The sequence below is a fragment of the Bacillus sp. A01H genome, from assembly GCF_045277205.1.
GTDB lineage: Bacteria > Bacillota > Bacilli > Bacillales > Bacillaceae_G > Bacillus_A > Bacillus_A paranthracis.
In genome coordinates, this window is record NZ_CP117702.1 from 4724414 (window position 1) to 4750164 (window position 25751).

Sequence of the window (25751 nt, forward strand, 5' to 3'; positions counted from 1 at the left end):
GCAACTGGAATGATTGTAGAAGAAATTATGAATCAAGATGTGGTGACACTACATCCAAACGATACAATCGAAACAGCAATCCGAACGATACGCACGAAAGGCATTCGGCACATTCCAATTGTCGATCAAAATAATCATGTTGTAGGCATTATTTCTGATCGGGATGTAAGAGATGCAAGTCCGTCTATTTTAGATGAACAAGTTTCACTCGATATGCTGAAGCAACCGCTCGAACTGATTATGAAACATCCTGTTATGACTTGCCATCCTCTCGACTTTGTTGAGGAAATTGCTACTTTATTTTTTGAAAATAAAATTGGCTGTCTTCCTGTTACAAAGGCAGGAAAGTTAGTTGGAATTATTTCTGAATCTACTGTACTGCACACGTTAGTGAAATTAACAGGAGCACATCAACCGAGTTCACAAATTGAAATTCAAGTAAAAAATGAACCTGGCATTCTCGGAAAAGTCGTTGCTATTTTTAGTGAGTTACAAATAAATATCGTGAGCGTTCTCGTCTACCCAGCAAAAGATGAGAATGATAAAGTACTCGTTTTCCGCATTCAAACGATGAATCCGCTAAAAGTGATTGATGCACTTGAAGCAGAAGGCTACCGCGTATTATGGCCAAACATCATGGGGATGCAAGCATGAGTAGCGCGTTTATTTATTCGGATGACTTTCGGGGCTATTCATTTAGCCCTGATCATCCTTTTAACCAACTGCGCGTCACACTTACGTACGATTTATTACAAAAGGGTGGTTTCATCTCTCCTTCTCAAATCATCTCACCACGGATGGCTACAGATGAAGAGATTGCCTACATTCATACAGAGGAGTACATAAATGCGGTAAAACGTGCTGGAGAAGGAAAGTTAGAAAAATCAATTGCAATGACATATGGACTCGGAACAGAAGATACACCGATGTTTCCAAATATGCACGAAGCAAGCGCATTACTCGTTGGCGGTACATTAACAGCTGTTGACGCTGTTCTTTCTGGAAAAGTAAAGCACGCGCTTAATTTAGGTGGCGGCTTACATCACGGCTTCCGCGGCAAGGCATCTGGCTTTTGTATTTATAACGACAGTTCCATCGCAATGAAATATATTCAGAAGAAATACGGTTTACGCGTTTTATATATTGATACAGATGCTCATCACGGTGATGGTGTACAGTGGTCCTTTTATGACGATCCTAACGTATGCACCATTTCACTACATGAAACTGGTCGATATTTATTCCCTGGAACTGGCGCTGTAAACGAACGAGGACAAGGTAATGGCTATAGTTATTCTTTTAACGTTCCACTCGATGCTTTTACAGAAGACGAATCGTTTTTAGATTCCTATCGAACTGTCGTAAGAGAAGTGGCCGCATACTTTAAACCGGATATTATTTTAACGCAAAATGGTGCTGACGCACATTACTACGACCCACTTACACACCTTTGCGCAACGATGAGTATTTATCGTGAAATACCGAAGCTCGCTCGCGAAATCGCTAACGAATATTGCGAAGGTCGCTGGATTGCTGTAGGCGGCGGTGGCTATGACCACTGGCGCGTCGTCCCAAGAGCTTGGGCACTCATTTGGCTCGAAATGAACAACATCCAAAACATCTCAGGTTATCTCCCTCCAGAATGGATTGACGCTTGGAAAGGACAAGCAGAAACAGAACTTCCCCTCACATGGGAAGATCCAGACAACATGTATAAACCTATCCCCCGCAAACCAGAAATTGAAGAAAAGAACGCATTAACTGTAGCGAAATCCCTTGAAATTATTCGGAATAATATGAAAAAATCTTTGTACTAAACGAAAAGGAGGCTCGTTTTTGAATAGCCTCCTTTTATTTATTGTCGGTTTCTGTCGGTAAGTCGATATATTTTAATAATCGCTGATATATTCCTAGTTGCGCCGATATATTTTGATAATCGCTGATATATTTCGAGTTGCGCTGATATATTTTTATGTACTAACGGACTTTATGGGAAAAGGTCGTGATATTATGTGGAAACAACAAATGGTCAACACGAAACGTGGCACATTCGAGCTTTTTACTAAAGGCAGTGGCGAACCGCTTTGCATTACACATCACTATTCGCAATTTAATGAGACTGGTGATTACTTTGCGGATGTTTTCACTGCTACGCATCGTGTATTGCTCATTAATTTACGAGATGCTGGTAACTCAGCAAAAGCCCAGGTAGAAAACGAATTAAGTATGATTGAAACAATTCACGATTTAGAAGCGATACGAGAAGCATTACAACTTCCAATATGGCATTTCGCTGGCCACTCAACAGGTGGTATGCTTGGACTTCTATACGCAATCACGTATCCAAAATCCTTACAATCACTAGTCGTCGTTGGAGCCGCAGCAAGTAACTATACTGAAACACCATTTTGTATTTATCATCCGGAACATCCTCAGTTTCATTATATGCAACAGCTCATCGAAAATTTAAAAAGCCCTCACCTTACAAATGAGGAACGGAAAGAACTATCTACTGAGAGAACAAAATTATCATTGTTTAAACCAGAAAACTACAACTCTTATTTTTGTAAACCAATCAACAAAACAATGTCCATTAGCCGGATGAATGCTTTCGCCAATGAATATCCTTCATTTGATTTAAGAGAGTATTTACCTTCCATCCAAACAAAGACACTTATTATATGCGGAAGATATGATGTGCAGTGTCCTATTCAATATTCCATCGAGATACATGAGGATATATGCGATTCTACTTTTGTGACATTTGAGGAGAGCAACCATTATCCTTTTTTAGAAGAAACTACTCTGTTTACTTCTACCACTCAAACATTTTATAAATCATTACGCCAGTACCGTTATTATTAAAAAAAGCTCACAGCCTCTATGAGACTATGAGCTTTTTTCAAAAGAAATATTTCAACTAGTAACAATTAAAAGAAGAACACACAAAACCACTAAACCTAAATCAATAAATACTGCCTTTTTATCTCCTTCTTTTAAACTTATTAGAAAACTAGAAACTATTTTAATTGCAAAAAAGACCATCATAAACAACCCACCGAAATGATCATTCGTAGAATCTTCATCATAAAACATTTGTATTGCGCCTATTAGTAATAAAACAAGTATGATATTAGTTCCAATCTTTAAAATCTTGTTTGATTTATTATCTTTTAATATATCCCCCAAAATGTAGCACGCCCTCTCACACTCTCCTATGTTTTATCTCTTTTTATATTTTAACATAAATTACCTATCCTTCCCTTTTGATCACATAAAAAAACCTGCCAAAGCTTTGACAGGTTCCCTACACGTTAAAACGATAACCAGCTCCCCATACCGTTTCAATATATTGCGGGTGAGCTGGATCTCTTTCAATTTTTTCACGTAGCTTTCTAATATGAACAACAACAGTTGCTAAGTCACCAGCGGAGTCTAATCCCCAAATACGTTCAAATAGCTGTTCTTTATTTAATACTTGATTTGGGTTTGTGACAAAGAATGTTAATAAATCAAATTCCTTCGTTGTAAACGCAACTTCTTCATTGTTTATAAAAACTTTCCTCGCCCTTTGATCAATAGAGATTCCGTGAATATATAGCGTATCGCGTTGCTTACTTACATTTCCTAATAATCTTTCATAACGAGAAATATGTGCTTTTACCCTTGCGACTAATTCACTCGGGCTAAACGGTTTCGTTATATAATCATCCGCTCCTAAACCGAGCCCGCGAATTTTATCTATATCTTCTTTTTTTGCTGAAACAAGTAAAATCGGAATATCTTTTATAGCTCGAATTTGCTTACAAATTTCAAATCCATTCATTTTCGGAAGCATAATATCTAAAATAATTAAATCGTAGTCTTCTTGCAGGGCCATTTGTAAACCTGTTTCTCCTGAATGTTCGACATCAACTTGAAAATCATTAATTTCTAAATAATCTCGCTGTAATTCTGCAATGCTTACTTCATCTTCTATTAGTAAAATTCTTTTCAATTTACTCACCACATTTCTCTACTTTTTCCAATGAGAAGAAAATGCTTGTGCCTTCCCCAAGCTCGCTTTCCGCCCAAATTTCCCCGCCATGTTCTTCAATAATTTGCTTCGCTATCGCTAAGCCAAGTCCACTTCCACCTGTACTAGAATTTCTCGATTGCTCTGCACGATAGAAACGTTCAAAAATATAAGGAAGTGTATCAGATTCTATACCTGATCCGTTGTCCATTACTTTCACAATCACTTTATTGTTATCACTCGATACTGTTACAGTAATTTTCTTTTCTTCTTTATCCATGTATTTCACACTATTATGAATTAAATTTGATATCACTCTATTTATCTTTTCGCAATCAGCCTTTACATAAAGTGGTGATGCATGTAATTGTAAGTTAACTTCTATACCTTCTTTACTTAAATCCATCTGCATCTCTTCTATTAATTCTTGCATAAACATATTTAATTCAACCGTTTCAAACTGAAAGGGAACTCGATTCAAATCGAGCTTTGAGAATAAAAATAATTCATCAATGAGTGTATCCATATGTCTTGCTTTCGTATGGATAGTTGTCAAATACTTATCCATTTTTTCTGGCGTATTTGCTACTCCGTCTTTTATTCCTTCTACATATCCAATAATAGATGTAATCGGTGTTTTTAAATCGTGAGAGATGTTTGAAATGAGCTCTTTTCGATTTTCTTCATACTGCGTTTGCATCTCTATCGATTCTTTTAATTTCTTCCTCATTTCCTCAAATCCTTGATTCAATTGCCCAATTTCATCGTGCGATGTAACTGGTATTTGAAAATCTAAATTTCCTTCTTTAATTTTTTCAGTCGCATCTTTCAATACAAAGATTGGTTTTATAACACTTCTTGAGACGAGGTAACTTAATAATCCAATAAGTAAAATAGCTAACAGTAAAAGTGATACGAACAAAATCGGAAATAACTTTTGTGTAAGATCTACAAATGAACTTTGCTTCTTTAATACAACTATACTCCCCTCTTCTTCCTGAGGAAAATAAAAATCAAACTTTACATATCGATAAAATGTATCGCCTAATTCCGTTGTACCACGACTATTAATATTTGCTGATTCAAATTTCGGAAGAGCTTCCTTTAAAGCCCCACTTTCAAGTACTTTTGTAGCATAAGAAATGGTTTCTCCCTTTCTTACAACGATTTTCACCCCTTCTTTTTCAAGTGATGAAACGAATGATTCATCTAATAGTTGCGATTGATGTTTCTTTGCTGCCGTCTTTAACTCAATATACACATTCTCTTCTTCTGACGTAAGCGGCTTTTGAATATAGGAGCTTTTATAGAAATTTTTCACTGCTTCCAAATCACCTGTTATCGAAAAAACGATTAAAAATCCCGCGATTAATATAAGCGTAATGGAAACGAGAATGACAGCGATATAAGAAAATAAAAACCTTGTTTTAATAGACATATGTTACATCCTCACTTTATCAAACCTTATTACTCATAAGCATAAAAATATATGTTCAAATACTCAAGCGATTTTATAGTAATTTTAGCGTCAGTTTATAAAAATTTAATGTTCTTCTTTTACAGTTGAAATGAGGAGGTTGAAATTCCATGTTCAAAAAAACAGTAAGCATGATATGTTGCGTAATTTTTTTGCAAGGTTGCTCGCAAGAACAAGAAGTTAAAAAGGAGATGATAAACATGGAGACAGCGCTACTAACAGCTACTGAGAAACAAGAAACGAATACTGTTATATCGTTACTCAAAAAAGGGGCTGACATAAATATAACAGACAATAAAGGACGCACCCCTCTTATGATTGCTACATACAAAAATGATGTAAAAACCGCAAAAGCGCTTATCGAAGCTGGTGCTGACGTAAATATCCAAGATGATATGAAAAACAATCCCTTTCTATACGCCGGGGCAGAAGGTTACTTGGATATTTTAAAACTAACGATTGATGCCGGCGCAGATCCAACACTTACGAATCGTTACGGCGGAACGGCCCTTATCCCTGCCTCAGAACATGGTTATATTGATGTTATAAAAGAACTCCTCATGCGAACAAATATCGATGTAAACCATGTCAATAATCTCGGGTGGACAGCTTTAATGGAAGCCATCGTACTAAGCAACGGAGATGAAACACAACAACAAGTTATCCGCCTTCTTATTGAGCACGGTGCAGATGTAAACATTCCAGATAATGATGGTGTTACTCTGCTAGAGCATGCTCGTGCTCATCACTTTAAAGAGATAGAGAAGATTTTGTTAGAAGAACATAAGTAAAACGCTAATTTTTGCTTTCCTTCCCCGCCCTATGCTACATTTAAGCCGTTATATTAATATTAATAGGGTAACTAACTGTTACGATTTATTTAACCAATTATAACGAAAGTTAATTAAATATATCAGTAAGCCCTGCTAGTCAAGTGATTGGCTAGTAGTGAGGGTTAACTGCGGGCAATCCCTAAAGCTGATTGAACTACAACGTGGCTAGAAATAGCGAGCGTGAATGTCGCGAAAGCAGAAAAAATCAATCAGATTGTGCAAGGTTAAATCCTAAACACTAGAACAATGGGTCTTCCGCCTCGAATCATCTAAGTCAAAATGGATAAGATGAACGTTCAACGACTATCTCGTATAACTGGCGAGAGTACATCACAAGCCTATGGTGATGGAAAAATCCTCTATCTCTAAGTAGATAAACATATAGTCTGCGCTCATGTGAAAACATGAGAAGTTCATAAGAGAACTGGCTAAGGAATTGCGCCCTTAGTTGAACGAGATACATTTAATTAAATCTATCAAACCGCATTGAATTTATCGAACGTATGTGCTATTGTGAATTTAATGAGGTAAGAATGATAATGAAATTTTTACGAGTTAGTCAAGTATCAGAATTAACAGGTTTGCATCCGAGTAGTCTCAGGAGAATGCTGGTGGAACACGCTACGATTCAGAAGAACAAATCTTTCATTAAAGGAGTTACATTCTGATGATATTGGCGAAGAAAGTTAGACTGATTCCAACGCCTGAACAAGAAAAGTTGCTTAGAAACCATGCTGGCGCTGCAAGATTTGCTTATAACTATTGTAAAAGAATGAGTGATAGATACTATAAGCTATTTGGAAAATCTGTTTCACAGTTAGCTTTACAGAAACGATTTACAAAGATCAAGAAGCGAAAGAGATATGAGTGGTTAAAAGAAATTAATGCACAAGTTCCCAAACAGGCTTCAAAAGATTTTGATACGGCGAGAAAACATTCGTTCAAAAAGTACAAAAATGGTTATCACACTTCTTATAAATCCAAAAAAGATGTAATCCAAGGATTTTATGCCAATTATGAAAGACTGGTTATAGGAAAGAAAGTCGTTCATATTCAGTCTATTGGAGAAGTGAAAACAAGCCAACAACTACCAAGAAATAAAAAACCATCCAATCCAAGAGTTACCTTTGATGGTCGTCACTGGTGGATTAGTGTAGGGTTCCAAGAAGACTTTGAATCACAAGAACTAACGAATGAGTCGATTGGTGTGGATGTTGGTTTAAAAGAACTTTTTGTAGCTTCTAATGGTATGAAAGAACGAAATATAAACAAAGATGCTAAGGTTAAAAAACTTTTGAAAAGGAAAAAGTCAGCGCAAAGAGATATGTCTAGGAGATTTAAAAAAGGTGTGAAAATTCAGTCTGCCGGATATGAAAAAGCGAAAGCTGAGCACCTGCGGTTATCTAGGAAAATTATGAATATCCGAAATAACCATATCCATCAAGCAACAGCTAAATTGGTGAAAACCAAACCAATGAGGATTGTTGTGGAAGACTTATCTATTTCGAACCTGTTAAAAAACAAAAAACTATCGAAGGCACTTTCCTTTCAAAAATTAAACTTCTTCTTTCAATGTTTATCATACAAGTGCGAGAAGTACGGCATTGCGTATGAAAAAGCTGATAAATGGTTCGCCTCAAGCAAGATTTGCTCATGTTGCGGCGTAAAATACGACCATTCGGTTCAACCAGAAGGACAGTGGAGTTTAAAGATTCGTGAATGGCGTTGTGCTTCATGCAATAGCTATCACGATAGGGATGTAAATGCTGCGATAAATTTATCAAGATGGGTAAAATAAATGCTTGATAATAGGAGGTAACGATACTGCCTCGTGTGGAGTGTTATACCCCTCGTCCCTTTGGGGCTGCGAGAACACGATGAAGCACTAACTTGTATAAATTTGATTAAATTGTATAGATTTAGTTAAGTTTATCGTATCGGTGGGAATACACATGAAAAAACCTAAAATTGGGATGATTGGACTTGGAAGTATTGCACAAAAAGCTTATCTTCCAACACTTACAAAAGAAACAGATTGGAATTTTGTAGGGGCGTTTACACCTAACGCAGAGAAAAGGAAACAAATTTGTCAGCAATACCGCATTCAAGAATTCCATTCTATTGAAACGTTAGCTTCAGAATGTGATGCAATCTTCGTTCATAGTTCAACTGCTACTCATTATGAAATCGTTTCTGAACTTCTGAAAAAAGGAATCGATGTTTACGTAGATAAGCCGCTAGCTGCTACAGTGGAACAGGCTGAAAAACTAGTCGAGTTGAGCGAAAAATATAACCGAAAGTTAATGGTCGGATTTAATCGCCGCTTCGTTCCTATGTATGTTGCGGCAAAAGAGCAAGCTCATCATATTTCATGGATTCGAATTGAAAAGCATCGTACAAATAAAGTCGGGCCCTATACGTACGACTTTACGATGTTAGATGATTACTTACATATTGTAGATACTGCTCGCTGGTTAGCTAACGATGAGCTTAACGTCGTTCATAATATGATGCAAATCAATGAAAAGAATGAACTTCTTTACGGACATCATACATATACAACGCCAAGTGGACTGTTACTTTCTACCGCAATGCATCGCCATGCCGGTACAAATTTAGAACAAATTGAACTTGTCACAACAGGAAAAATCATTCGCGTAAAAAACATGAACACATTTGAAGTTGAGCAAGAAAATGCAGTTTCTCAAATTGGTTCCCCATCATGGGATACGACGTTAAAACAACGTGGTTTTGAAGATGCTGTTCATCATTTCATTGAATGTGTGCAAGGAGATACAAAGCCTGTTGTAGATGGATTAGAAGGATTAAAAACGCAGCAGCTTTTGCAATCTCTGCTGAATAATGTAAACAAAAATTAAAACGGATACATTTTTCAGAATTTACTTTCATTCCCATTCCCTCTTTATTTCTCTCGAAAATTTCTATAGAATATGTTGATAGGAATTATAAATTTCATAATGAATCGTGGAAAGGATGGGATTAACACATGTGGAACGAGTTTAAGAAATTCGCGTTCAAAGGGAATGTCGTTGATTTAGCTGTCGGGGTTGTAATCGGTGCTGCATTCGGTAAAATCGTTAGTTCTTTAGTAAAAGATGTTATTACACCATTACTTGGTATGGTATTAGGTGGCGTTGACTTTACAGATTTAAAACTTACATTCGGTAAGTCATCTATTATGTACGGTAACTTCATCCAAACAATTTTTGATTTCTTAATTATTGCAGCGGCTATCTTTATGTTCGTTAAAGTGTTCAACAAACTAACATCTAGAAAAGAAGAAGAAGAAGAAAAAGAGGAAGAAATTCCAGAACCAACAAAAGAAGAAGTTCTTCTTGGCGAAATTCGCGACTTGCTAAAACAGCAAAACTCTTCTAAAGATAGAGCATAATTGAACGGATAAAAAGGCATGTCCCAAGGGGGCATGCCTTTTCTATATGCTATAACGTTTCCGAATTCATATGAATAAATAAAATAATACCAGCAACCATAAGTACCATAATACTACTTGAAAATAGTGTAATCCCCATAAACATTAAACTTGTGCTCATATCCACTGATACACTTTCAATAAAAATAGAAATTACATACGTGATAAGGGCAATTCCTGCAAGAATACTTCCTGGAACAAATCGCTTTAAACCATTTTGTTTTAACGTCATATATGCAAAAATAGCAGTCATACAAAGCGTAATTATCCAAAGAACGATCATCTCTTCTCCCCCCTCACAAGCCTTTTCTTTCTATTATACATGACATTGCCCTATAATAGTTATTTTTACACTTATGTGACATATAACAAGGAATCATACAATCTATATAGAAGTCTTCCAGATAAGCTATAGTACTTGGGAGGGTTTCAATTGGAAGATGATATTGTAGGATACTTTAAACAAGTAGAGCGATATGATTATATTATAATTGACTTAGACAAAAAGTTTTTTTACATGGAAGTTGTACAACTAAAAACAAATATAACTTCGCTAAAAATATCACTTAACTTAGATAAAGATGAAACTATTATTGCTGGCAATGTGAAACAATATGATCCTTCTAGGTTAGAACAATTCATACAAAGCTTTAAACACACTGCACAAACATGTCTTGCACATAATTTACGAAGTCCTGAAGAACTTTTTGCATTTTGGAAAGGAAATTGACCACTAGAAACAAATGGATATTATTCGTATAATTTGATATAATTACCATATATAAATATTCTTTATAAGGGAGTGTTCATAATGATTTGGATTTCACTAATCGTATTAGCCTATTTCATCATTCTCGTCCCAATACAGTATAACTACATTAAAATACTCAAAGAAAAACAGAAGAAAATGAATATGTCACAAAACGAACTATATGACAACATGTCTTATGAAGAATCCCAAATACATTACCATTACCAAAGTAACGTATTTACAATACCTGCTTCACTTGTCGCAAGTATTATTTATAGAGTGAAACATGCAGCATAATATGTACGCTGTAAAATTATTGTTTGAATCTGTTCATTCTGGTGAGCCTGATCCTACGAAAATGGATGAGCATTATGAAGAAAATCACGATACACTTTTTGAAGAAAGTATTATTCTTGTTAAGGCACACAGTTTTGAAGAGGCCCATGCACTAGGTGAACAAATCGCTATACAGTCTGAGCATACGTACGATAATATGTACGGTGAGCAAGTAACGTGGACGTTTCGAAAACTATTACATGTGTTTGAATTAGACGATACACCATTTGAAACCGGAAAAGAATTATACGCAAGATTTTTACACGTTAAGAAAAATGAAACGGTGGATACTATAGTTCAAACATACTATCCTGAATATAAATAAAAGCTCACAGCAATCGCTGTGAGCTTTTCTATACTTACTTCGTTGAATCTCTAAATTGGATACGGTGAGGTAAGATAACAGTGTGATCTTCCACTTTTTCTTTGTTCATATACTTTGTTAATAGACGCATTGCTACTGCACCGATATCATACATCGGTTGTACAACTGTTGAAAGTTGTGGACGAACCATTAATGCAAGGCGTGTATTATCGAAACCAAGTACTTCTACATCAGTTGGTACATTTAATCCAGTGTCTTGTGCTGCGTGGATTACACCTAGTGCCATTTCGTCAGAAGATACGAAGATCGCTGTTGGCTTTTCATCAAGGCTCCAAAGCTTTTCGAATGCTTCGATACCTGAGTCATATGTGTAATCTCCATCGATTACAAGATTTTCATCATATGAAATACCTGCTTCTTCTAGAGCTTTTTTATAACCTTGTAATTTCTTCGCGCTTCCCGCTTTATCAATGAAAGGACCAGAGACGAAACCGATACGCTTATGTCCTTGTTCAATAAAGTGCTTCATTGCGTCGTAAGCTGCTTGTGTATAATCAATGTTTACTGATGGCGTTTCATTTTGCTCATCAAATGACGCTGCTAATACGATTGGTACTGGAGACTTTTTAAATTCTTCAATGTGAATGTCTGTAATATCTTCACCCATGAAAACAATTCCGTCCACTTGTTTTCCAAGCATCGTATTTAATAAATGGAACTCTTTCTCTTTGTTTTGGTCAGAGTTACTTAAAATGATGTTATATTTGTACATTGTTGCGATATCTTCAATTCCACGAGCAAGTTCTGCATAAAACGTATTTGAGATATCAGGAATAATAACACCTACTGTAGTTGTCTTCTTACTTGCTAATCCACGTGCTACCGCATTTGGGCGGTATCCTAAACGATCAATTGCTTCTAATACTTTCTTTCTTGTTGTAGGCTTTACATTTGGGTTACCGTTCACAACGCGTGACACGGTAGCCATTGAAACGTTCGCTTCGCGCGCTACATCATATATTGTTACGTTCATCTCATCGCACACTCCTTCTATTTTTGCTATCTATTTTTATGTATCGGTTACTTGAATGAAAAAAAGACATCAACTCTATTTGCAGATGCCACCAATCGTCCCGAGTTCTTCCTTTTACTAATGATACGATAAAAACGCAGGGTCATACAATATTTTCCCGCAAAAGTTTCGAAAAAATTCGCTTCTTTTCTCGTATTTTCGTATTTTTCATGAAAAAAAGGGTATTTTTTGTAAAAATATAGATGTTTCATAAGTAGAAATCTTCTTTTAAGCAGTACACTAGCTAGTAATTGAAATTTATATCAGCGATTTTTTGAATATATCGACTTACCAACAAAAATCGACAATGATAGGCATTTGATGCGCTGGATCTGGAAGTACTCTACAATTGGCAATAGAAGATCCCATCCCCCTGTAGAATGCGTTACATCGACAATGCAAGGGGTAAATTGAGATTAGTACAGCGGAAATATGGAGCGTATTACGTGACGCCCTGTCCCATCGTCCCCTTTCATTTACAGTAAAAAAAGACAGTTTAAACACTGTCTTTTTTTATAAGAAGGAAACAAACGGTTTATCGCTGTTTTTCTCTTTTATAACAATTGCCTCAATTTTATTCTCGGACTTTATCTGCAATTGTACTTTTGCATCTTTCGGTAATTGGTCTAACATACTTTGAGCGGCGAGTTGAGTAAGAGCCATTAATTCTGTTTTACCGTTATATTTAATAACAATATCCATATTTAATGTATCCATTTGATTTTTCTTATAAGAAACTTTAGCATTTACTGGGATAAAGTCTCCAGGAGAAAAACCTTTCATTGCCTCAGCAAATTTATTTATTTTTTCATTATCTTCTCCATGTGCTTGTGTAAATTCATCGGAAGGATATGAATACGCTTTTTCTTCAATTGCATTCCAATTTCCAAGGTTCGTATCATTCTTTTGAACGGTAGCACTAGCAATATACGTTCCATTTTTTAAAGAACTTGTACTTTCTTGCTTAAAGATAGCAAACGTAATTGGGGATTTATTATACTTGTCATTTTTATGAATAGCTTCAATAAGTTGCTTAGCAACTTCAGTCCCCTTAGACATTGCCTCTTCATTGGATACACTTGAAGACATAGCTAACCCAATTACAACGCCAGATAAACTTAATTCATTTGAATTCTGTTTCCCGAAATAGTCTTGTTCTATAATATTTGTCAAAACGGGTGCTTCTACTTTTGCGACTAGTTCATCAACTAACTTCTCAGGAATATACTGATTTAATTGAAGCACATGGTTTTCTGTATCAAATTGCTCTTTTGCAATATTCATTAAACCATTTTCATACTCTGCTAAATCTAATTTAGAATTTGTTTTTACATTAGCTGTATTTATAACCTTTTGTTCTTTTAAAGGAATTACAGTTCTATAATAATCTTTAGAAACAGCAGTTCTCGGAATCATGCTTTTTTCTTTCGTATCTTTCTGTATAACTTCATCCTTCTTACTAATCGTATCATTACTACAAGCTCCTAGTAATAAACTTACGACTGCGAAGGATAATGCCATTTTCTTCATTACTTAAAACCTACTTTCAACAATCTAGTTATTTAGTTTGAACTATTAACAGTTTACCATTAAATATATTTCAACAAAAACAAAAAAAAGAAGCAAGCACCTTTTGCTTGCTTCTTTTTACTTAATATTCTCTTCTAAAGCATCTTTTTTAATGTTCCAATGAGATGTATTCCATACTACCATCCCATCTTTTATGTATAACACTTGCGGAGATTCATGTTTAATGCTGTACTGTTCTGCAACACGATTCGAAACATCTCTCGCATCTTGTACGTATAAGTAATACGCTGGTACCGCTCTTTCTTCACTACAATAAGCTTGAAATTCTGTATAGGCACCATGACTAATCGGGCATGTCGTACTATGTTTAAAAAGAACATAAGGCTCGTTTTTTTCTACTAGTACTTCAAGCTCTTCAATTGTTTCAAGTTTTGTCATATTCATTACGATTCACCTCTCATACGAAGTCTAGAGCGCTTTTCTGTCTTTTCAGCTTTTTTCTCGAGTCTTTCTAATTTACGTTCTTCTTTTTCAACCTTTTTCTCTTGTCTTGTCGCACGATAATGATTGTATACTTCAATTGCTGCGCTACTCCACTGTACAACTTGCGCTACTTTATCTGCATTATTTTCAATTTCGTCCGTAACAGACTCTGATACATTACGAAGTTTCGTATTTAAAGAATGGATTGTCGTTCCAATTCCATCTACACCCGATACTACTTTATTTAATGATTGTGACTTCTGTTGAATGTCATCAGCTAACGCATTTGTTTTATGTAATAATTGCTCCGTCTCTACGCTAATCCCTTGCATTTGCTTTTCTAAACCTTCTAACGTGCTTGCAACGTTTTCTAACGTCTTCTGAACCGATAACAACGTTCTGCATACATACACTACTAATACAGCGAAAGCAACCGCGATAATAGCTGCACTTACATATAAAAGAACTTGCATTTCATCACTTCCTTTATCTTTTTCATACTTTCCCCTATTATACAATCATTTTCCGTTTCGTTCTAATCCCTATCTTTCCATTAGAATTTTCATACTTATTCGTTAACTTTAACATAAATGATTCAACAAATTCCACTAAGTAGGTTACAATAGGAGAGGATACATAATTAGTAGGGAGGCTTTACATATGAAAGATCCACGCATTGAAAAGTTAGCATACAATTTAATTAACTACTCTATTCGCTTACAAAAAGGCGAAAAAGTATTAATTGAAAACTTTGGCTTACAAAAAGAACTTGTAACTGCACTTGTTAAAGAAGCATATGCAGCTGGTGGTTTCCCATTCGTTTCTTTAAAAGATCATCAAGTAGATCGCTCTTTATTAATGGGTGCTACTGAAGAACATTTTGAACAAATCGCAGCCTATGAAGCAAACGTAATGAAAGATATGGACGCTTATATCGGTCTTCGCTCTGGCGATAACATTAACGAACAAGCTGACGTGCCAAGTGAAAGAATGCAAATTCACGGTCAAACAGTTGGTAAGAAAGTTCATAGAGACATTCGCGTTCCAAAAACACGCTGGGTTGTTCTTCGCTACCCAAATGCTTCTATGGCACAGCTTGCGAAAATGAGCACAGAAGCTTTCGAAGACTTCTACTTCGAAGTATGTAACTTAGACTACGGTAAAATGGATAAGGCGATGGATAGCCTTGTTACATTAATGAATAAAACAGATAAAGTGCGCCTAACTGGACCTGGAACTGACTTAACATTCTCTATTAAAGACATTCCAGCAATTAAATGCTCAGGTCATTTAAACATTCCAGACGGTGAAGTATACTCTGCACCAATTCGTGATTCTGTTAACGGTACAGTTTCTTACAACACGCCATCTCCTTACAACGGTTATACATTTGAAAATGTACAACTTAAGTTCGAGAACGGCCAAATCGTTGAAGCAACTGCAAACGATTCAGAACGCATTAACAAAATCTTCGATACAGACGAAGGCGCACGCTACGTTGGTGAGTTCGCAATTGGCGTAAACCCATACATCTTACATCCAATGGGAGACATCCTATTCGATGAAAAAATCGATGGCAGCTTCCACTTCACTCCTGGACAAGCTTACGACGATGCATGGAACGGTAACAACTCGAACATTCACTGGGATTTAGTATGCATCCAACGCCCTGAATACGGCGGCGGCGAAATTTACTTCGACGACGTACTAATCCGTAAAGACGGACGCTTCGTTGTACCTGAATTAGATGCTTTAAACCCAGAGAACTTAAAATAATGAAAAACGCTCGGGATTTTTTCCGAGCGTTTTTTTAATATTTTAATAAGTCTTTCGCCACATCTTCTGGCACTTTAAAACTCATTTTCTTATTTTTCATTTCAACTTCAACATAAAGGACATCTTTATATACTGTCATCGTACCAATTTCATGTAACTCCTTTTTATCTTTACTCGACTCCGATAATTTTGTTGTATCCTCTTGGTACATTTTAAATGTTTTCCCTTGCGGAGTATCTAAAGGAGCCGACTGCATTTCCCACTTATCCATTTTCATGACTTCAAACAACTTTTCAATTTCTTTCTTATCGGTAATTACTTTCTTCTCACTGGAATCAGTAAGTGATTCAATTTCAACTTTTTGCGCCTTTTCTAAGTTCATATCTACTTTTTCCTTCTTCATACTACATCCTAGTAAAAGAACGGATGCGGTTAGCAGAAGTACAAATAACATAAGGACTTTTTTCATTACTAATCCTCCTAACTACATAGACCTACTTTTCTCGCTTTTTGTTTGCTGAAAGTGAAAATAATACAAAAGCGCCACTGCAATAGTACCAATCAATATAGGAACATATAAAGGCAGATCCCATTTCATATATACTCTAGTGCAACCAACAAGTACAAATAATATTTCCAAGCAAAACAAAGGTTTTACATATTTCATTTCTTCCCTACCATTTCTATTTTCACATGTAGATTCTCTTTCTCAATAAGTGCCAAAAATTCAGTCATATGTTGCGGCATCGCAACCATATGTACTTTGTATGCATTCGTCGTAATTTCAAGGTAGTTTCCAACTTGACGAACAACTCTTATATCTTTTAATACAACATCATCATTTAAAATACCGTACTTTAATACACCATCTTCTACTTTATGCTTTTTAATAAATACTTCCCAAACGAGTGGTACATTAACAAGGAAGCATAAACTCATCCCAATTAACGCTGTCATCCACTGCTCTTTATTTGCGACAATCATGACGAGTGGATACACAAACATAAAAGCTAACGTGAGACAAACGAAAATGACTACTGACTTACTTCTTTGAATCGGAAAGTTCATACACGCACCCCCTAACCTAAATTATACCACTTTTTCCATTTTAGTTCATAAAAAAAGGCCATTTCTACATGACCTTCTTAAACAATATATCTATAAAATTTCTTATCCACCTGCAGCACTGGAAAACTTTTTGGCAACTCATCTATACTCACACTTTCAAAACCATTCTTTTCATAAAAGCGATGCGCCGCTAAAAATTTCACTGTCGTTCCTAAGTAAATATCCTTCAGCTTTTTATTCTCAGCCCACGAAATTGCTGTTTGGAGCAACTTATGTGATGCACCCCACTCTTTTCCCCGAAATTCTTTTTTTACGAACATTTTTCTTAACGCTACTTGATGATTCCCAATATCTAATAAAGCTACTGTTCCAACTACTTTACCATCATAAATTGCTACCCAAAAGTTGCCATGATTCCTTTGATAAAATGTTTCTATTTCAAGCAGGTCCGGCTGCTCTTCTTTCATAATGGGGACATTGTACTCTTTTTGCTGAATATGAACGATAAGATTTACTACTTCCTCTTGAAATGTACTTTCATACGGAACAATATGAATCTTCTCGTTCATCGAATCTCCTTCCACTCTGAAGCTAATAAACTATATACAGCGATATCGTGGAAGTGATCGTATAGCCATTCTTCATCTCTTAAAATACCATCTAACTTAAATCCTAAACGCTCTGGGATTGCGCGGCTTTTCACATTTTCAACACCGCATCTAATTTCCATTTTATTTAATTTTAAATTCTCAAATGCATAGTGAAGTACAGCCTTCACGCTACGCGTCATAATACCTTTCCCGCCAGCATCTTCTGCAAGATAGTAACCGAGACTTGCCGCTTTCTTCCCCCAGCTCACTGGATGAATACCTACCATCCCAACGAGCTTTCCTTTATAACGTATGCCACTTTCAAAACCGTCTCCCTCTGCAAACTTCTTTAACCACATCGGACAAATCTCATTATAAACATCAGCAGATTTCGTCCCATCTACCCAAGGAAGCCATCTTCTCAAATGATTACGGTTTTGATTTATTAATTGATATAGTTCCTCTTTATGATGCTTCTCTAATAATTGTAATTCGATTTCGTCGTCTACCCGGAGTGTGAACATGTTTTTTAGCTCCCCTCTTTATTTTTCTTATTATTCTAACATTTATAAATAGAAAATGCCCATCTAATATATCAACGATTTTTAAAATATATCGACGATTCGACAAGGGATATCGACTTACCGACTAAATTCGACAACATTACTACACCCTACAATACAACAAAAAAAGACGCACAGCTAAGCTATGCGTCTTTTCTATTACTTCTCTGCAACTTGAACTTCTTTTACGTAAGCTGCTTCGAATTTTTGGATGTCTCCTGCGCCCATGAAAATGAGAACGCCGTTTTTATGTTTCTTTAATACATCCGTTGTTGTATCTGTAATTAATTCTGCACCGTCAATACGCTTTTGCAGATCTTCGATTGTTAATTCACCTTTGTTTTCGCGCGCTGATCCGAAAATATCACATAAGTATACTTGATCAGCTTTGCTTAGGCTTTCAGCGAACTCATCTAAGAACTTTTCTGTACGTGAGAATGTGTGCGGCTGGAATACAGCGACAATTTCACGCTCTGGATGTTTTTGACGAGCGGCTTCAATCGTTGCATTAATTTCTGTCGGATGGTGTGCGTAGTCATCAATAATAACTTGCTCTCCCATCGGCTTCTCATTAAAGCGACGTTTTACGCCTTCAAAAGTTGTTAACTGATGCTTAACTGCTTCTACATCAACATTTTCATAATGGCAAAGCGCGATTACTGCTAATGCATTTAATACGCTGTGATTGCCGTATCCTGTAATTTTGAACGTGTCATAGTACGTATTACGAACGAATACATCGAAAATAGTACCATCTGTTCTCTTTTGAATGTTACGTGCTTGGAAATCATTATCTTCTCCAAATCCATAGAAAATAACAGGTACTTTCGCTTGAATTTTTTGAAGTTCTTCATCATCTCCACATGCAATAATGCCTTTTTTTACTTGCAATGCCATCTCTTGGAATGCACTGAATACATCATTGATATCTGTGAAATAATCTGGATGATCAAAATCAATGTTTGTCATAATCGCATAGTCTGGATTATAAGACAAGAAATGACGACGATACTCACAAGCTTCAAATACAAAATACTTACTATTTTCTACCCCATGCCCTGTTCCATCTCCAATAAGGTAAGATGTAGGGTGTGCACCTTGCATTACATGGGCTAACAAACCAGTTGTTGATGTTTTTCCATGTGCACCAGTTACAGCAACACTTGTGTATTGGTTCATAAGGTCACCTAAGAAGTGATGGTAACGATGTACTGGGATGTTTAATTCTTTTGCTGCTACGATTTCTTCATGCGTATCAGGAAATGCATTTCCTGCAATAATCACTTGTCCTTCTTTTACATTACTTTTATCAAAAGGAAGAATCGAGATACTACGCTTTTCCAACGCTGTTTGTGTAAAGAAACGCTTTTCATAATCAGACCCTTGAACAGTATGCTTCATGTCATGAAGAATTTGCGCTAATGAACTCATTCCTGTTCCTTTAATTCCTACAAAATGGTAAACTGTCATCTTAAAGAACCTCCAACATTTCGAACTAATACAACGGCCTATCTATAAGACAGTATATGAATCTTTTCTTATTTTGGTAATCATCATACATTTTTGATGTAGTGAAGTTATTCTTCCCTTCACTTATCAGGATAAACTCGTACGTACTTCTTTTTTATGTCCATAACAAATCCATTATAGCAAAAAAGAAGCCGCTATACTATGATAACAGAAAAACTGATAGGGTCAATCACCTATCAGTTTTTCTCTCTCTTACATATCTTCTCTTTTTTCTAATTGAACACGTTCTAGACGTGGGTTTGGACGATATTTACGACCAGCTTTCGCCTCTGGTTTTCCATTTAATTCTACGTTATCACCAGTAAAGCCAATATTCATTTTTAATAAGCTACTTCCTACTCCGTATATATCAACAGGTACGTTTTGAGCTTCAAATTCACGAATACGTTTCTCATCAAATCCACCAGTTACAACGATGTCTACATGCTGGAATCCTTCTTCATCAAGTGCTTTACGAAGTGCGAATACAAGCGATGGGTTTACACCACGTGGATCGAATGTTCCAAGTACTTCTGGGTGGCGAATGAAGTATTGATCAATCATCGTGCGAGACGTATCTACACGTACACCTTTTAATGTTGATCCAAATTCACGTGCTACGCGAAGTGCATCTGTAATGACATCATTGTTGTAATCAATTAATACAACTAATTCATCTTCTGGGAATTTTTTATGATATGCTTTTGCCGCTTCCACAACATCACCATTAAACATTTGAATTAATGCGTGAGGCATTGTCCCCATACCACTTTTGCCCCACCATTCATTCATCGCATGCGTCGCTTGTGCGCTCATACCACCGATGTATGCTGCATAACCGTCACCAGCTTGTTGTGTATAATGATCATCACGGTCTCCCATGAAAATAACTGGTTTTTCTTTATCTACGCTACGCGCAGCTTGGACAACGTTATATACGTTTGTCGCAACCGATGTACGACGAGCTAAAATCCCATCAATAACACCTTCTAAAAATCCGAAATTTTCATAAGGACCATGAATTGTTAACACTGTTTCAAATGGACTAATTTTATCGCCATCTTTTAAAGAGTTAATCTCAAGTTCCTCAGGATTTTTAGCGAATGTTTGTAGCAATGCAATAACTTCATCTGTTCCGCAAAGAACTGCATTTTCCTTTTGGAAAAATTGCATCGTTACAACACTTTTCGGGCGAAATTCTTCGATGATTTCTCTAGTCTTTAAAAAGTAAACGGCAGAGAACCAACCTTCTCCAACGCGTTCGTCAAATTTAAATGTTTTATTTGTTAGTCTATTTATTTCACCTTTTAATTTTAATTCAATTTCTTTCATGTCGCTTTACTCCCTACTTTACTATCCAACATTTTCTCTTAGTATACAGCAAAACCGTTTACTATACATTTGTTTCCTGCATAGCGGCAAATTCATCCTCAGAAATAAGGACATCTCTTGGCTTCGTTCCTCTTGCTTCAGAAATAATTCCTTGCGATTCCATCTCTTCAATGAGACGTGCCGCGCGATTATAACCGATGCGGAATTTTCGCTGTACAGAAGATGTGGACGCTCCCCCTTGTTCTACAACAAATTGACATGCATCAAGGAACAATTCGTCTTCCGACTCAGCCTGTTCTGTTTTCGCTAATAAATCCTCTTGCTTAAATAAGTAATTCGGCTTCATTTGCTTTTTCACATGATCAACTGTCTTTTCAATCTCATCATCCGATACATATACACCTTGTACACGAACTGGCTTAGATGTACCGTTCCCTAAGAATAACATATCACCACGGCCAAGTAATTTCTCCGCGCCCCCAATATCAATAATCGTACGCGAATCAACTTGAGACGATACTGTAAACGCAATACGCGTTGGAATGTTTGACTTAATTAAACCTGTAATAACATCTACAGATGGACGCTGCGTCGCTACTAATAAATGAATACCACAAGCACGTGCTTTTTGCGCAATACGACAAATCGCTTCCTCAACATCACCAGGTGCTACCATCATTAAATCGGCTAGCTCGTCAATGACAATAACGATATAAGGTAATGTCTCTCCCGGAATTTCTCGCTCACTTACAATCGTATTGTAACGAGTTAAATCACGAGCTCCTGCGTGCGCAAATAATTCATAACGGCGCTCCATTTCTTCAACTGCCCATTTTAATGCAGCTGTCGCTGCTTTTACATCCGTAATAACAGGTGCTACAAGATGTGGAACAGAATTGTATGGTGCAAGCTCAACCATCTTCGGATCGATTAACATTAACTTCACTTCATGTGGTTTCGCTTTATATAAAATGCTCGTTAAAATGGCGTTAATACACACACTTTTACCTGAACCTGTTGCACCTGCAATAAGTCCGTGTGGCATTTTTCGAATATCCGTTACAATTGGATCACCTGAAATATCAAGTCCAAGCGCAACCGTAAGCGGTGATTCACTCTTTGTAAACACAGGACTTCTTAAAATTTCACGAAGAAATACTGGCTTACTTTCTTTATTGGGAACTTCGATTCCAATCGCACTCTTCCCTGGAATCGGCGCTTCAATACGAATATCTTTCGCAGCTAAACTTAGCTTAATATCATCACTTAAGTTTGTAATTTTATTTACTTTTACACCTGGGTCTGGCTGTACTTCAAAACGAGTTACTGCTGGACCTTGCGATACATTAATAACATGTGCGCCAACGTGGAAATTATTAAACGTTGTATCTAATAATTCTTTCTGTTCTTCCAACCATTCCGTATTATCTAACGCTGCTTGCTGCGGAATCGATAGTAATGTTAATGATGGAATCGTATACGTCGGTGGCGTTTGCAATACATTGCGCACATCATTCTCTCTTTGATTTACAACATATGCTTTCTCTTCTACTTCCGTACTTGAAATTGGCTTTTGTACTTGCTCTGCCGCTACTTGTTGTACTGGCTGCACTTGTGGCTCCACTACTTGCTGCATTGGCTTTTCTTCCACTTGTGGTTCCACTACTACTTGTTGCATTGGTCTTTCTTCCACTTGTGGTTCTACCACTACTTGCTGCATTGGTTTTTCTTCCACTTGTGGTTCTACCACTACTTGCTGCATTGGTTTTTCTTCCACTTGTGGTTCTACCACTACTTGTTGCATTGGTTTTTCTTCCACTTGTGGTTCCACTACTACTTGTTGCATTGGTTTTTCTTCCACTTGTGGCTGTTCTTCTACTTGATGTACAGGCTTATTCTCTACTCGTTCACTCATAGAAGGTTGCATTGCATTCGTTCTAGACGCATGTCTTTCCATTAATCGCGCTCTATCTTGTTTCAACATAACAACATTAAATGGTACGTGACGCTTTTTCTCACGTTTTGGTTCTTCTTTTTGTACAACTGGTTGTTCTTCTACAATCGGTGTTTCTTCTGCAGCTGGTTGTTCTTCTACGACCGATGTTTCTTCTGCAACTGGTTGTTTTTCTACGACCGGTGCTTCTTCTGCAACTGGTTGTTCTTCTACGACCGGTGCTTCTTCTGCAACTGGTTGTTCTTCTACAATCGGTGCTTCTTCTGCAACTGGTTGTTCTTCTGCAACTGGTTGTTCTTCTACGACCGGTGCTTCTTCTGCAACTGGCTGTTCTTCTACGACCGGTGCTTCCTCTGCAACTGGCTGTTCTTCTGCAATCGGTGCTTCCTCTGCAGCTGGTTGTTCTTCTGCAACTGGCTGTTCTTCTGCAATTAAAATATCCGCAAAGCTTTGAACATCTTTTTTCGTTTGTTCATCAGCCTCAGCAACATGTATGAATTCATTCTTTTGTTCAATTGCTTCATTTAACACCATTTCTTGTTGCATTTCTTCAAGTGCTACAGGTTCTACTTCTTCTGGTGCTTCTGTTTCTGCAATTACTTCTACTTCTTTTCGCTCTTCCGCTTCCGCAATTGCTTCTACTTCTTCTTGCTCTTCTGTTTCCGCAATTACTTCCACTTCTTCTGGTGCTTCTGTTTCCGCAATTACTTCCACTTCTTCTGGTGCTTCTGTTTCCGCAATTACTTCCACTTCTTTTTGCTCTTCTGTTTCCGCAATTACTTCTACTTCTTCTGACTCTTCAGCTTCCGCAATTACTTCTACTTTTTCTGACTCTTCTGTTTCTGCAATTACTTCTACTTCTTCTGACTCTTCTGTTTCTGCAATTACTTCCACTTCTTCTGACTCTTTTGTTTCTGCAATTACTTCTACTTCTTCTGACTCTTCTGTTTCCGCAATTACTTCCACTTCTTCTGGTATTTCTACAACAATTGTTTCTTCAAGTTTTTCTTCTGCTTTGACAATCACTGATTCTTCTGGTGCTTGTTTTTCTACTTCAATAGTAGGTTGTTCTATTTCTGTACTACGTTTAATTTCTTCTGATAATATTGTATCCTCGTGCTCTACTTTAGAATCTACTAATTCCTCTTGTAGAATGTTTTTGTCCACTACATCACTTTCTTGCTTCGCATCTTCCATGCGCTCAGCAATTGTTTCATGAAGTAATTCAGCCGCTGGAACTTCCTGCGGTGCACTCATTTCTTGAACCACTTCTTTTTCTTCCACTATAGGCTCTTGGCGTTCGATTTCATAACCGTTTTTCTCTAGCCATTGATCAACAACTGACTTTTCTTCCTTTTTACTCTCTTCATATTGTTGCTCTCCTTGCTCGTTAGCAGCTCTATGACTAGAAGAAGTCGGTGCTTGTCCTTCTGAGAAATCAGATAGTGTATATCCTTTTTTCTCTAACCATGCATCAACGACTGATTTGCCCTCTACAGATATTTCAAGGTCTTCTCTTTCCTTTACTTCCTCCTGCTTTTCTTCCTTTTTCTCTACTGAAGGACGGTTATATCCGTAAATTGGCGAAATCATTTCTGTTGGACGAAATGGTCTACGGTTACTTTCTTGCGCTGGTGTAGATGCTTTCTTTACGACAGGCTCTCGCTCCGGTTCATATTGTATTTCCGGCTCTTCATATGTAGAAACTACCTTCTCCACATACTGTCGTCTGCTTCTTTCCACTTTGATTCCTCTTTGAATAGGCTGATTCTCATATGTTACAGCTTGAACAGGTGGTTTTTCAAAATGCCCTGTTTCTATAACATCCTCTTCATCGAACCCATTATCCGGTACTAATGGAAAACGGCATTTACCTGCATTCCTACTTGCCATTTGTGCTTCTCTTGCTTCAGTGTAGTGGTTTACACGAGGAATTTTCGGCTGACTTTCAACTTGCTTTGGTACTTCTTTATTCATCGCTGTTTGTTCTTCCTCTTTGTTAAACAGCTTTTTCATCCAATCTAACATGCTTACCACTCTTTCTACTAAATAGTAACATCCTTTATTGTATCAGCATTCGGCAAAAAGTGCAGGTAAAATTAAGCATGTCATATTTATCCATAATATTCTAATTTACGAGTGTTTTCATATAGAAAAACGCATTCTTACATGTAAGAATGCGTTCAAGCTTTACTCTTCCGATACTCATCTACACTATCCGTTACACTTTGCACCGGTCTCAAAGTTTTTTATAATTGTTTTATAATCTCATCTATATTTCCAATATGAACGGGTTGCCACAATTCTGTACCACGCTCTGCCGTATACACTGGATACGCATCATCATCGATATTCACGAAAACTGGGTCTCCCATATCTGTTTCATATCCAATAACAATCCATTCATCTTTCCATTTTCCGTGTTCTTTACTTAGTAATGAATTTTTATGTTTATCATATCGATAACCAATTTGTCCTTTTTCTAATTCATTTTCACTAAACAAATATATCTCATAAGTACCTAACTCGATATCTTGCTGTTTTGAAGTTTCAATTCGTTTCAGAAGTTCTGCGATTTTTGGTTGTTGTTTCATACGTCTATCCCCTTCTATTTTTCTAAATTTTAACTAGATTATTTATAAAATACAATATAGATTTTGTGAAAAAAGGTGACATCCTTATAATA

28 protein-coding genes are annotated in these 25751 nt (G+C 36.7%); 11 read left to right on the forward strand and 17 right to left on the reverse strand.

The window, feature by feature from the left end:
* Positions 1–9 precede the first annotated feature (9 nt).
* The 3 genes from PSR14_RS25065 to PSR14_RS25075 all read left to right on the forward strand — a co-directional run bounded on the left by PSR14_RS25065 (position 10) and on the right by PSR14_RS25075 (position 2865).
* A complete protein-coding gene (locus PSR14_RS25065; protein ID WP_000634568.1) occupies positions 10–654 on the forward strand; it encodes an acetoin utilization AcuB family protein in 645 nt (214 codons plus the stop codon).
* Positions 651–1817, forward strand: a complete 1167-nt coding sequence (acuC, locus tag PSR14_RS25070; protein WP_000092806.1) for an acetoin utilization protein AcuC — start codon at positions 651–653, stop codon at positions 1815–1817. Before PSR14_RS25065 ends, acuC begins: the two co-directional genes overlap by 4 nt.
* 172 nt (positions 1818–1989) lie before the next feature.
* A complete protein-coding gene (locus PSR14_RS25075) occupies positions 1990–2865 on the forward strand; it encodes an alpha/beta fold hydrolase (protein WP_001998432.1) in 876 nt (291 codons plus the stop codon).
* Between the two features lie 51 nt (positions 2866–2916).
* Here the strand turns inward: PSR14_RS25075 and PSR14_RS25080 are convergent, their stop codons facing one another.
* The 3 genes from PSR14_RS25080 to PSR14_RS25090 all read right to left on the reverse strand — a co-directional run bounded on the left by PSR14_RS25080 (position 2917) and on the right by PSR14_RS25090 (position 5453).
* Positions 2917–3189: a hypothetical protein gene (locus tag PSR14_RS25080; protein WP_000502330.1), complete on the reverse strand. Its 273-nt coding sequence runs from the start codon at positions 3187–3189 to the stop codon at positions 2917–2919.
* A 118-nt stretch (positions 3190–3307) separates the two neighbouring features.
* Positions 3308–3997 carry a response regulator transcription factor gene (locus PSR14_RS25085; protein WP_001993852.1) on the reverse strand — a complete coding sequence of 230 codons (690 nt, stop codon included), beginning with the start codon at positions 3995–3997 and terminating at the stop codon, positions 3308–3310.
* A gap of 1 nt (position 3998) precedes the next feature.
* Positions 3999–5453, reverse strand: a complete 1455-nt coding sequence (locus PSR14_RS25090) for a HAMP domain-containing sensor histidine kinase (RefSeq protein WP_098487455.1) — start codon at positions 5451–5453, stop codon at positions 3999–4001.
* Positions 5454–5602: 149 nt separating this feature from the next.
* Here PSR14_RS25090 and PSR14_RS25095 point away from each other — a divergent pair, with 149 nt between their 5' ends.
* The 4 genes from PSR14_RS25095 to mscL all read left to right on the forward strand — a co-directional run bounded on the left by PSR14_RS25095 (position 5603) and on the right by mscL (position 9737).
* Positions 5603–6283: an ankyrin repeat domain-containing protein gene (locus tag PSR14_RS25095; protein ID WP_048557726.1), complete on the forward strand. Its 681-nt coding sequence runs from the start codon at positions 5603–5605 to the stop codon at positions 6281–6283.
* A gap of 709 nt (positions 6284–6992) precedes the next feature.
* Entirely contained in the window at positions 6993–8123 is a 1131-nt protein-coding gene (locus PSR14_RS25100; protein ID WP_061185372.1) for an RNA-guided endonuclease TnpB family protein, read from the forward strand.
* A 154-nt stretch (positions 8124–8277) separates the two neighbouring features.
* On the forward strand, positions 8278–9204 hold the full coding sequence (locus tag PSR14_RS25105) for a Gfo/Idh/MocA family protein (protein ID WP_000743066.1): 927 nt from the start codon (positions 8278–8280) through the stop codon (positions 9202–9204).
* Positions 9205–9332: 128 nt separating this feature from the next.
* Positions 9333–9737: a large-conductance mechanosensitive channel protein MscL gene (gene mscL, locus PSR14_RS25110; RefSeq protein WP_000267019.1), complete on the forward strand. Its 405-nt coding sequence runs from the start codon at positions 9333–9335 to the stop codon at positions 9735–9737.
* Positions 9738–9786: 49 nt separating this feature from the next.
* Here the strand turns inward: mscL and PSR14_RS25115 are convergent, their stop codons facing one another.
* Positions 9787–10059 (reverse strand): DUF3917 domain-containing protein, encoded by a 273-nt coding sequence (locus PSR14_RS25115; RefSeq protein ID WP_000636594.1) that lies wholly within the window; start codon positions 10057–10059, stop codon positions 9787–9789.
* A 150-nt stretch (positions 10060–10209) separates the two neighbouring features.
* Between PSR14_RS25115 and PSR14_RS25120 the strand changes: the two genes are divergently transcribed.
* The 3 genes from PSR14_RS25120 (at position 10210) to PSR14_RS25130 (ending at position 11188) form a co-directional block, all read left to right on the forward strand.
* Entirely contained in the window at positions 10210–10506 is a 297-nt protein-coding gene (locus tag PSR14_RS25120) for a hypothetical protein (RefSeq protein ID WP_000389135.1), read from the forward strand.
* Between the two features lie 81 nt (positions 10507–10587).
* Positions 10588–10824: a DUF3949 domain-containing protein gene (locus PSR14_RS25125; protein WP_000637881.1), complete on the forward strand. Its 237-nt coding sequence runs from the start codon at positions 10588–10590 to the stop codon at positions 10822–10824.
* Between the two features lies 1 nt (position 10825).
* Complete coding sequence (locus PSR14_RS25130) at positions 10826–11188, forward strand: DUF4288 domain-containing protein (protein ID WP_025991609.1); 363 nt, start codon at positions 10826–10828, stop codon at positions 11186–11188.
* Positions 11189–11222: 34 nt separating this feature from the next.
* Here PSR14_RS25130 and ccpA read toward each other — a convergent pair whose 3' ends face one another.
* The 4 genes from ccpA to PSR14_RS25150 form a co-directional block, all read right to left on the reverse strand.
* Positions 11223–12221 (reverse strand): catabolite control protein A, encoded by a 999-nt coding sequence (ccpA, locus tag PSR14_RS25135; RefSeq protein ID WP_001103296.1) that lies wholly within the window; start codon positions 12219–12221, stop codon positions 11223–11225.
* A 552-nt stretch (positions 12222–12773) separates the two neighbouring features.
* A complete protein-coding gene (locus PSR14_RS25140) occupies positions 12774–13790 on the reverse strand; it encodes a CamS family sex pheromone protein (protein WP_000738019.1) in 1017 nt (338 codons plus the stop codon).
* A gap of 117 nt (positions 13791–13907) precedes the next feature.
* Positions 13908–14234: a bacillithiol system redox-active protein YtxJ gene (gene ytxJ / locus PSR14_RS25145; RefSeq protein WP_001057466.1), complete on the reverse strand. Its 327-nt coding sequence runs from the start codon at positions 14232–14234 to the stop codon at positions 13908–13910.
* Positions 14234–14746, reverse strand: coding sequence for a DUF948 domain-containing protein (locus PSR14_RS25150; RefSeq protein WP_098487456.1), 513 nt, complete (start codon positions 14744–14746; stop codon positions 14234–14236). Before PSR14_RS25150 ends, ytxJ begins: the two co-directional genes overlap by 1 nt.
* 187 nt (positions 14747–14933) lie before the next feature.
* Between PSR14_RS25150 and PSR14_RS25155 the strand changes: the two genes are divergently transcribed.
* Positions 14934–16049: an aminopeptidase gene (locus PSR14_RS25155; RefSeq protein WP_098487457.1), complete on the forward strand. Its 1116-nt coding sequence runs from the start codon at positions 14934–14936 to the stop codon at positions 16047–16049.
* A 34-nt stretch (positions 16050–16083) separates the two neighbouring features.
* Here PSR14_RS25155 and PSR14_RS25160 read toward each other — a convergent pair whose 3' ends face one another.
* From PSR14_RS25160 to PSR14_RS25200, 9 genes are all read right to left on the reverse strand, one after another.
* Positions 16084–16518: a hypothetical protein gene (locus PSR14_RS25160; protein ID WP_098487458.1), complete on the reverse strand. Its 435-nt coding sequence runs from the start codon at positions 16516–16518 to the stop codon at positions 16084–16086.
* Between the two features lie 15 nt (positions 16519–16533).
* Entirely contained in the window at positions 16534–16716 is a 183-nt protein-coding gene (locus PSR14_RS25165) for a hypothetical protein (RefSeq protein ID WP_098487459.1), read from the reverse strand.
* Positions 16713–17117: a PH domain-containing protein gene (locus PSR14_RS25170; RefSeq protein ID WP_098487460.1), complete on the reverse strand. Its 405-nt coding sequence runs from the start codon at positions 17115–17117 to the stop codon at positions 16713–16715. The genes PSR14_RS25165 and PSR14_RS25170 overlap by 4 nt, the downstream gene beginning before the upstream one ends.
* A 77-nt stretch (positions 17118–17194) precedes the next feature.
* Positions 17195–17686: a GNAT family N-acetyltransferase gene (locus tag PSR14_RS25175; RefSeq protein ID WP_001003093.1), complete on the reverse strand. Its 492-nt coding sequence runs from the start codon at positions 17684–17686 to the stop codon at positions 17195–17197.
* On the reverse strand, positions 17683–18231 hold the full coding sequence (locus tag PSR14_RS25180; protein WP_000494675.1) for a GNAT family N-acetyltransferase: 549 nt from the start codon (positions 18229–18231) through the stop codon (positions 17683–17685). Before PSR14_RS25180 ends, PSR14_RS25175 begins: the two co-directional genes overlap by 4 nt.
* A gap of 198 nt (positions 18232–18429) precedes the next feature.
* Entirely contained in the window at positions 18430–19740 is a 1311-nt protein-coding gene (gene murC, locus PSR14_RS25185; RefSeq protein ID WP_000219470.1) for a UDP-N-acetylmuramate--L-alanine ligase, read from the reverse strand.
* 252 nt (positions 19741–19992) lie between these two features.
* On the reverse strand, positions 19993–21111 hold the full coding sequence (locus PSR14_RS25190; RefSeq protein WP_000658369.1) for a nicotinate phosphoribosyltransferase: 1119 nt from the start codon (positions 21109–21111) through the stop codon (positions 19993–19995).
* A 61-nt stretch (positions 21112–21172) separates the two neighbouring features.
* Positions 21173–25093 carry a DNA translocase FtsK gene (locus PSR14_RS25195; protein WP_262726818.1) on the reverse strand — a complete coding sequence of 1307 codons (3921 nt, stop codon included), beginning with the start codon at positions 25091–25093 and terminating at the stop codon, positions 21173–21175.
* 221 nt (positions 25094–25314) lie between these two features.
* Positions 25315–25659, reverse strand: coding sequence for a hypothetical protein (locus PSR14_RS25200; RefSeq protein WP_000813335.1), 345 nt, complete (start codon positions 25657–25659; stop codon positions 25315–25317).
* Between the last annotated feature and the right edge of the window lie 92 nt (positions 25660–25751).

Coding starts and splice junctions, on each gene's coding strand:
- PSR14_RS25065 (WP_000634568.1), top strand. CDS start 10: ATGATTGTAGAAGAAATTATGAATCAAGATGTGGTGACACTACATCCA.
- acuC (WP_000092806.1), top strand. CDS start 651: ATGAGTAGCGCGTTTATTTATTCGGATGACTTTCGGGGCTATTCATTT.
- PSR14_RS25075 (WP_001998432.1), top strand. CDS start 1,990: ATGGGAAAAGGTCGTGATATTATGTGGAAACAACAAATGGTCAACACG.
- PSR14_RS25090 (WP_098487455.1), bottom strand. CDS start 5,453: ATGTCTATTAAAACAAGGTTTTTATTTTCTTATATCGCTGTCATTCTC.
- PSR14_RS25095 (WP_048557726.1), top strand. CDS start 5,603: ATGTTCAAAAAAACAGTAAGCATGATATGTTGCGTAATTTTTTTGCAA.
- PSR14_RS25100 (WP_061185372.1), top strand. CDS start 6,993: ATGATATTGGCGAAGAAAGTTAGACTGATTCCAACGCCTGAACAAGAA.
- PSR14_RS25105 (WP_000743066.1), top strand. CDS start 8,278: ATGAAAAAACCTAAAATTGGGATGATTGGACTTGGAAGTATTGCACAA.
- mscL (WP_000267019.1), top strand. CDS start 9,333: ATGTGGAACGAGTTTAAGAAATTCGCGTTCAAAGGGAATGTCGTTGAT.
- PSR14_RS25115 (WP_000636594.1), bottom strand. CDS start 10,059: ATGATCGTTCTTTGGATAATTACGCTTTGTATGACTGCTATTTTTGCA.
- PSR14_RS25125 (WP_000637881.1), top strand. CDS start 10,588: ATGATTTGGATTTCACTAATCGTATTAGCCTATTTCATCATTCTCGTC.
- PSR14_RS25130 (WP_025991609.1), top strand. CDS start 10,826: ATGTACGCTGTAAAATTATTGTTTGAATCTGTTCATTCTGGTGAGCCT.
- ccpA (WP_001103296.1), bottom strand. CDS start 12,221: ATGAACGTAACAATATATGATGTAGCGCGCGAAGCGAACGTTTCAATG.
- PSR14_RS25140 (WP_000738019.1), bottom strand. CDS start 13,790: ATGAAGAAAATGGCATTATCCTTCGCAGTCGTAAGTTTATTACTAGGA.
- ytxJ (WP_001057466.1), bottom strand. CDS start 14,234: ATGAATATGACAAAACTTGAAACAATTGAAGAGCTTGAAGTACTAGTA.
- PSR14_RS25150 (WP_098487456.1), bottom strand. CDS start 14,746: ATGCAAGTTCTTTTATATGTAAGTGCAGCTATTATCGCGGTTGCTTTC.
- PSR14_RS25155 (WP_098487457.1), top strand. CDS start 14,934: ATGAAAGATCCACGCATTGAAAAGTTAGCATACAATTTAATTAACTAC.
- PSR14_RS25160 (WP_098487458.1), bottom strand. CDS start 16,518: ATGAAAAAAGTCCTTATGTTATTTGTACTTCTGCTAACCGCATCCGTT.
- PSR14_RS25165 (WP_098487459.1), bottom strand. CDS start 16,716: ATGAAATATGTAAAACCTTTGTTTTGCTTGGAAATATTATTTGTACTT.
- PSR14_RS25170 (WP_098487460.1), bottom strand. CDS start 17,117: ATGAACTTTCCGATTCAAAGAAGTAAGTCAGTAGTCATTTTCGTTTGT.
- PSR14_RS25175 (WP_001003093.1), bottom strand. CDS start 17,686: ATGAACGAGAAGATTCATATTGTTCCGTATGAAAGTACATTTCAAGAG.
- PSR14_RS25180 (WP_000494675.1), bottom strand. CDS start 18,231: ATGTTCACACTCCGGGTAGACGACGAAATCGAATTACAATTATTAGAG.
- murC (WP_000219470.1), bottom strand. CDS start 19,740: ATGACAGTTTACCATTTTGTAGGAATTAAAGGAACAGGAATGAGTTCA.
- PSR14_RS25190 (WP_000658369.1), bottom strand. CDS start 21,111: ATGAAAGAAATTGAATTAAAATTAAAAGGTGAAATAAATAGACTAACA.
- PSR14_RS25195 (WP_262726818.1), bottom strand. CDS start 25,093: ATGTTAGATTGGATGAAAAAGCTGTTTAACAAAGAGGAAGAACAAACA.
- PSR14_RS25200 (WP_000813335.1), bottom strand. CDS start 25,659: ATGAAACAACAACCAAAAATCGCAGAACTTCTGAAACGAATTGAAACT.